Origin of the sequence: Streptomyces eurythermus (assembly GCF_014649115.1) — a bacterium.
Classification (GTDB): Bacteria; Actinomycetota; Actinomycetes; order Streptomycetales; family Streptomycetaceae; genus Streptomyces; species Streptomyces eurythermus.
The window spans coordinates 22684-29085 of record NZ_BMSK01000040.1; the positions used below are offsets into that span (position 1 = coordinate 22684).

Below are 6402 nucleotides of genomic sequence, written 5' to 3' on the forward strand. Positions count from 1 at the left end.
CTGCGACGTTTCCGTGGCCTGTTGGAGTCCGGGGCGATGAGCCTGTCGGAGATCGCCAGGGAGACGGGGCTGGACCGCAAGACGGTCCGCAAGTATCTCTCGGCGCCGGGCCCGGCCACCCCGCCACGCCGGTCACCGAGCGGACGGTCCCGGGCGAGGGTGATCGACGAGTTCGCGCCGCTGGTCGACTCGATGCTGCGGGCAGAGATCCTGATGAAGGCCGCGGTGATCCACGAGCGGCTGGTCAGCGAGTACGGGTTCACCGGCAACTACCAGCGGACCAAGCTCTACGTCCAGCAGGCCCGCCCCCGCATTGCCGAGGAACTCGGCATCACCCCGAAGGAACTGGCAGGCATGCACCGCCGCTTCGAGGTGATCCCGGGCGCCCAGGCCCAGGTGGACTGGGGTGACGAGGGCAAGATCCTCGCCCACATGGGCATTGGGAAGGTCTACTCCTTCCATATGACGCTGTCGTACTCCCGCGACCCGTTCTGCTGCTTCACCACCAGCCAGGACCTGCAGACCTTCTTCGCCTGCCACCGGCGGGCGTTCGCACATTTCGGCGGGGTACCGATGACGATCGTCTACGACCGCACCAAAACGGTCGTCCGCCGTCACGTCGCCCCCGGCGAGGCGGTTCCCTTGCATCCGGAGGCGGTCGGCTTCGCCGGCCACTACGACTTCGACATCGACGTCCTGGCCGCCTACCGCCCCACCGGCAAAGGCCGGGTCGAGCGACAGGTCCTCATCGTCCGCGACCACGTCCTGTCCGGCCGGGCCTTCTCCTCCATCGAGGAGATGGACGCCGCCTTCGTGACCTGGGTGCCGCAGCGGCGGGCCCAGATCCACAAGACGCACCGGGAGGTCATCGGCGAGCGGGCGGCCCGCGACCACGCGGCCCTCAGGCCGCTGCCGCCGACTCCCTATCTGGTGGCCGAGCGGCATCTGCGGCCGGTCGGAAAGGACTGCCTGGTCGCGTTCGGCGGCAACCTCTACTCGGTGCCCGCCCGCCGCGTCCGCCCCCGCCAACTGGTGGAGATCAGGGCCACGAAGTCGCAAGTCATGCTGCACTCCACCGCCCCGGGGCCGACAGCGAGACGCTCCTGGCCGTCCACCCGCGAGCTGTCGGCCGCGGCTTCCGCGTCGTCGAGGAGACGCACTGGGACGGACTGCCCACCGGCCAAGGCCGGCGGACCACCAGCGGCGACACCCTGCCCCGGCCCCGCCGCGAGCGGTCCGGAGGGGAACCTGGCCCGCTCAAGGCCCTGCTGAACCGGGCCGCGGCCACTCGCGTTGAGGTCGGCCGCCGCCCGCTGTCGGTCTATGACGAGCTGACCGGCACCCGCCCCTTCACCACTTACTCCCCGACAAAGGAGTCCTCTTGAACGAGCTGACCGGCAACCGCATCCGCACCACGGTCGGCAAGCTCGGCCTGCCCCACCTGGCGGAGACCATCAACGAGTACACCCGCCGGGCGGACGAGGCGAAGATGGGCTACCCCGACTTCCTCGACCTGGTGCTGTCCGAGGAACTCGCCGTCCGCGACGACCGCCGCTTCCGCCAGGGACTGCGGTTGTCCAAGCTGCCGCACCACAAGACGCTCGACGAGTACGACTTCTCGTTCCAGCCCGAGCTCGACCCGCGCAAGGTCAAGGACCTCGCCACCTTGTCCTTCATCGATGCCAAGGCCAACGCCGCCCTGCTCGGGCCGCCCGGGGTCGGAAAGACGCACATCGCCGTCGCCCTCGCGGTCGCGGCCTGCCGGGCCGGCTACTCGATCTACTTCACCAGCCTCGACGACATGGTCCGCAACCTCAAAGCCGCCGAGGCCGCCGGACGGCTGGTCAACAAGCTCGGCACCTACCTGCGGCCGAGCGTCCTCGTGGTCGACGAGGTCGGCTACCAGACCCTCGAACGCGCCGAAGCGAACTTGGTCTTCCAGGTGGTCTCGAAGCGTTACGAGAAGGGCTCGATCATCCTGACCTGGAACAAGACCTTCAGCGAATGGGGACAGGTGTTCGGTGATGAGGTCCTCGCCACCGCTATCCTCGACCGCCTCCTGCACCACTGCGAAGTGATCTCCATCAACGGGCCCAGCTACCGGCTGAAGAACCGGCTCCAGGCCATCGAGCGCGAGACCGACGTGGCCTAGAAGATCATTTCGCGGAGAGCCCGGGTCAGGTTCAGTCGCCGTCGAGTCGCTGGAGGATCTGAGTGAACTCACCAGAGTCCAACAGGCCGGCGATGACATCAGTCATGTTGCTGACGCCAGGCTCACGGACGATCAGCCCATCCGAGCACCAGAAGTAGCGACCCCCCAGGGCCTCGTTGCTCCCTGCCCAGGTCTCCATCAGACGTGCGACTTCAGCAACGGTGAAGACAGTCGCGCTCCACCGGGATCCATCCAGAAGCCGGACTTCGAGATCAACATTGCACACCAGCTCCAGGTCCTCGTCCGGGTTGGACAGGAAGGACACCTCGAAGGACTCCGTGCGCACCCGGTACCACGGCCCGTCCCAAGCACGTTCGACTGATCCGAGCGATGCGCTGTGACTCATCGTGCGAGTGTCTCCGCTCGTTCTGCTGATCTCAACCGAGATCCTCAACCGTGCTCTGGTCCGAGGACACAGCTGGGGACGTTCATTCGTACGCAGCTGGGGAGCTTAGGTCGTACGCCGACACGGGCCCAGGAACTCGCCCGCGAAGACAATGGGGCAGCCGCATGAGTGCCGGGTTCGACACCGTCAGGGCCGCTGTCGCCGCTCGTCGCCGGCAGACCCAGACCAAGCTCGCCCAGGTCGAGAAGGCTATCGGCCAGCTCCGCCGCGAACGCGGGCGCCTGACCGCCCGGGCCATCGCCGGACGAGCCGGGGTGTCCGCCACGTTCCTCTACGAGAACACCGACGCTCGCGCCCTCGTGAAGTCCGCTGTCGCCGACAGTCGCAGTCGGCATGACCGACTCGGACAGGAACAGCACGACCGGATCGAGGCATCCTGGCGGGAGCGGGCCCTGAACGCCGAGGCCGAGCTGACCCGCACCCAGAAAGAGGTCTTCGCCCAACGGCAGCGGATCGGTGAACTCAAGGGCCAGCTACGCGACTTCGACCAGATGGTCCCTGGCGAGTCCGTCCAGCAATTGTCCACCGAGAACACCACCCTCAAACACCGCGTTCACCAGCTCACCCAGGAGCACCGCAAGCTCCAAGAGCGGCTCGAAGGCGCCCGCTCCAACCTACGCTTCGCCGAGAAACGCATCGCCGACCTCGAAGCCCAACTCCTCGAACGGGACGCGCCGTGACCGAGTCACCATCAACGCGCAGCGGCGTCAGTGAGGATTGCCTGGAGGCGTGCTCGGCATTCGGCGACGAAGGCGGGGAAGGTGTTCCAGTAGTAGGAGATTCCGCTGACGCCCACCGCGATAGCCCAGGCGCGGGCGCGGGTCCAGGTCAAATCGTCGAGGTTCAAGGTGTCCCAGTAGGACTGTCGGGCTTGTGGAGGCAGGTCCCACAGCGTGGAGTGTTCGGCGTCGGGAAAGCCGACCGAGAGTCCGCCGAAGTCGATGACTGCGTGAAGTTTGCCTTCCCGGACCAGGAGGTTGGTCGGCTTCAGGTCGCCGTGGAGCCACACGTGAGGTCTGGAGGGCTCGGGCAGTACGAGCGCGGCTCGCCATAACCGCTCCAGAGTGTCGACGTCGAGTTCAGATCCCACGGTGATCCGGCACTCGTCGAGACACCTGCTGATCCACTGGTCGCATGGCTCCAGGCTCCCTCCGCGGTACCAGATGAGGCCGTCTGAGCGCGTCGCTCCCATGAGGTCGATGCCATGGAGTTCCCTCACGACCGTCGCCAGGTCGACTCCGAAAGCAGCCCAGTCCCGGACGGTGTCCGGGCCAGCTTCGTCACCGTCAATCCAGCGGTAGACCGACCAGACCAGTGGGAACGTGTCGGTGGGCGTCCCGGAGTGGACGGGCTCGGGAATCGGACAGGAAAGGAAGGGCGCGAGACGAGGAAGCCATTCCTGCTCCTTCTCCACGGACTGTCCCTTGTCTGCGGTTCGTGGAAGTCGCACGAGCAGGTCGTCGCCCAGCCGATACATGGTGTTGTCCGTGCCGGCACCTGCGGGCGACAATGGTCGGTCAGCCCACTCTGGACGCTGTGTCTTCAGTAGTGACCGGACCAGCGTCTCGTCGACTGGGATCTCATCCTCGTGAAGCGTCACGTCGGAAGTCTCACCGCTGGACGGAACAGAAAGCCGGTGACTTTCGCTGGCCATCGTCCTGACCCTCGAAGATCACGGGCTGATGACGGCGAGGGCCGCTGCCGCTGGAGTGGCTTCGTTAATAACGCCTAAGAGGTCGTTCGCTTTCCGAATGCCGTGTGCGGATTCCGCTGGTCAGGCATGAGATTGCGACTGTGGCGGGAGTCTCGACTCGTTGCTGATCGAGTCGGCGTGGGGGTGGCGGATGCCGTCGATGCGGGCGGTCTTGGAAGCGCGGCAGAAGTCCGCGGCGAGGCGGGTGGAGGAACTCGAAGCCGAGCTCGAGCGGGTGCGGGCGGCTCTGGCGGACGCCGAAGAGGTGCTCAGGCGCCGGGTGATCGGTCTGGAACAGTACTTGGAGGCGCTGGCCGAGGAGGAAGCGCCAGCCGCGACCGTCGTGTCGCCCAGAAAGCCGGTGGGTCCGCGCCGGGCGGTGCCTCACCGCTATGACGCGGCCGGGGTTGAGGTGTTGTCGGTGGACTACCAGGCATTGATGGCCGCCGCACTGGAGGCGGGATCCGATGGGCTGGGCGCCCGGCGGGCAGCGGTGGTTCTGGGCTGGGACAGCGCCTCCGTCTCCCGCGTCGAGGGAGCGCGGGCCCGCCTGAAACGGCTGGTGGAAAGGGGCTGGCTGGTGGAGGAGAAACCGGGCCGGTTCATGCTGCCCGCGCCACAACAGGACGCTGCCGGCATTGGGCGGTCAGGCGGCGACTCATGAGCATGGTCATCGACCACAGGATGACGCTCTCGCTGGTGTCGGCGCGTCGCTCGTAGTCACGGACCAGGCGGCGGCTGCGCAGGATCCAGGCGAAGGATCTTTCGACGACCCAGCAGTCTGTGAGGTGGCCGGTGTAACCACCGTCGGCCCAGACTCGCACCAGCCGCCGCCAGTGATTCTTCGCCGCGGTCAGCAGTGTGCGAGCGGCGTCCCGGTCGGTCGTGGAGGCCGGCGTGACCCGCACGGCCAGAAGCAGTCCGAGGGTGTCGGTGAGCAGGTGGCGCTTGCGACCGTTGATCTTCTTGCCGGCGTCGTATCCCCGCGAGGTGTGAGGGACGGTGGCGTCCGCCTTCACCGACTGCGAGTCCACGACCGCCGCACTCGGCTCGTCGTGGCGGCCCTCAGAACGGCGGACGGCCTCGCGCAGCCGGTCGTGCAGCTCGGCCACCAGCCCTGCATCCCGCCAGCGGGCGAAGAAGGCGTACACCCGTGGCCAGGGCGGGAAGTCGGACGGCATCGCCCGCCACTTGATGCCGTTGTCGACGAGATAGCGCACAGCGTCGATCATCTGCCGGTGGCAGTAGCCTTCTGGCCTGCCTCCCCGGCCTGCCAGCCATCCCGGTAGCGGCAGCAGATCCCGTACCCGTGCCCATTCCGTATCGCTCATGTCCGAGCCGTACCGGGGCCGGCGCTCTGGCCGGTCGGCCGCGTTCCCGAACCGATGGGCGAGACAGTCAGACCCAGGAGTGGACGGACCGGACCCGGCAACCACGACCACGCGACACTTCGACAACAGGGCCTCTTGTTCCTCGCTGGACTCGACAACCGCGAGCTACCAAGAGGCCCTTCCTCTATGCCCCACCAGCCCACGAGTCACCCGATCCAGGACCCCGTTCGAACCAGACCGAGCGCACGACCGGATAGAGAACGGCCAGTTAGACCGTGTCCTACGTGGTGAGGCGTCGTTGGCCCGTTCATGGGGCGGGGTACGTGGAGTTGGATTGTTCCGGACGGGTTGTGGGAGATCGCGAAGCCGCTGATCCCGCCGTCGAAGGTGCGGCCGCAGGGCGGCGGAACGCAAGACACCCCTGATGAGACGCTGTTCGCCGCCATCATCTACGTCCTGGTGTCCGGCTGCGCCTGGCGGGCGTTGCCACCCTGCTTCGGGATATCGAAGTCGACCGCCCACCGGCGGTTCTTGATCTGGTCGAGAGCCGGTGTCTGGGGCCGGCTGCATGAGGCCGTGCTGCACCAGCTCGACGACGTCGGCCTACTCGACGTCACCCGCGTCGTCCTCGACACCGCCCACATCCGCGCTAAAAGGGGGGGCGAACACACAGGTCCGAGCCCCGTGGACCGGAACAAGCCGGGTTCCAAGATGCACGTCCTGTCGGACGCGAACGGCCTGCCCCTCCTCGTCGGCGTCT

General features: G+C 67.1%; 8 protein-coding genes. 5 read left to right on the forward strand and 3 right to left on the reverse strand.

All coding sequences use genetic code 11. The annotated features are described in order from the left end of the window. Window positions 1-36: 36 nt before the first annotated feature. The gene (gene istA, locus IE251_RS39850; RefSeq protein WP_434095175.1) at window positions 37-1272 is read left to right on the forward strand and encodes an IS21 family transposase; all 1236 of its coding nucleotides are present in this window, start codon (window positions 37-39) and stop codon (window positions 1270-1272) included. Window positions 1273-1381: 109 nt separating this feature from the next. Then, window positions 1382-2152 (forward strand): IS21-like element helper ATPase IstB, encoded by a 771-nt coding sequence (istB, locus tag IE251_RS39855; protein ID WP_189757828.1) that lies wholly within the window; start codon window positions 1382-1384, stop codon window positions 2150-2152. Between the two features lie 31 nt (window positions 2153-2183). On the opposite strand, the gene IE251_RS39860 is transcribed toward istB, so the two are convergent. Continuing rightward, entirely contained in the window at window positions 2184-2558 is a 375-nt protein-coding gene (locus tag IE251_RS39860; RefSeq protein WP_189757829.1) for a hypothetical protein, read from the reverse strand. 164 nt (window positions 2559-2722) lie between these two features. Between IE251_RS39860 and IE251_RS39865 the strand changes: the two genes are divergently transcribed. After that, window positions 2723-3298 carry a DUF6262 family protein gene (locus IE251_RS39865; protein ID WP_189757830.1) on the forward strand — a complete coding sequence of 192 codons (576 nt, stop codon included), beginning with the start codon at window positions 2723-2725 and terminating at the stop codon, window positions 3296-3298. Between the two features lie 11 nt (window positions 3299-3309). Here IE251_RS39865 and IE251_RS39870 read toward each other — a convergent pair whose 3' ends face one another. Further along, window positions 3310-4218, reverse strand: coding sequence for an aminoglycoside phosphotransferase family protein (locus IE251_RS39870; protein WP_189757831.1), 909 nt, complete (start codon window positions 4216-4218; stop codon window positions 3310-3312). A 253-nt stretch (window positions 4219-4471) separates the two neighbouring features. Here IE251_RS39870 and IE251_RS39875 point away from each other — a divergent pair, with 253 nt between their 5' ends. Further along, complete coding sequence (locus IE251_RS39875) at window positions 4472-4975, forward strand: hypothetical protein (RefSeq protein ID WP_189757837.1); 504 nt, start codon at window positions 4472-4474, stop codon at window positions 4973-4975. Here the strand turns inward: IE251_RS39875 and IE251_RS39880 are convergent. Continuing rightward, the gene (locus tag IE251_RS39880; RefSeq protein ID WP_189757832.1) at window positions 4914-5642 is read right to left on the reverse strand and encodes an IS5 family transposase; all 729 of its coding nucleotides are present in this window, start codon (window positions 5640-5642) and stop codon (window positions 4914-4916) included. The genes IE251_RS39875 and IE251_RS39880 overlap by 62 nt on opposite strands. Before the next feature lie 309 nt (window positions 5643-5951). Here IE251_RS39880 and IE251_RS39885 point away from each other — a divergent pair. Next, a partial coding sequence (locus tag IE251_RS39885) for a transposase (RefSeq protein WP_189757833.1) occupies window positions 5952-6402 on the forward strand: 451 nt, incomplete at its 3' end.

What these genes read in the sequence shown, in the direction of transcription:
- IE251_RS39875 (WP_189757837.1), top strand. Translation starts at nt 4,472, where the DNA reads ATGCGGGCGGTCTTGGAAGCGCGGCAGAAGTCCGCGGCGAGGCGGGTG.
- istA (WP_434095175.1), top strand. Translation starts at nt 37, where the DNA reads ATGAGCCTGTCGGAGATCGCCAGGGAGACGGGGCTGGACCGCAAGACG.
- IE251_RS39865 (WP_189757830.1), top strand. Translation starts at nt 2,723, where the DNA reads ATGAGTGCCGGGTTCGACACCGTCAGGGCCGCTGTCGCCGCTCGTCGC.
- IE251_RS39860 (WP_189757829.1), bottom strand. Translation starts at nt 2,558, where the DNA reads ATGAGTCACAGCGCATCGCTCGGATCAGTCGAACGTGCTTGGGACGGG.
- IE251_RS39880 (WP_189757832.1), bottom strand. Translation starts at nt 5,642, where the DNA reads ATGAGCGATACGGAATGGGCACGGGTACGGGATCTGCTGCCGCTACCG.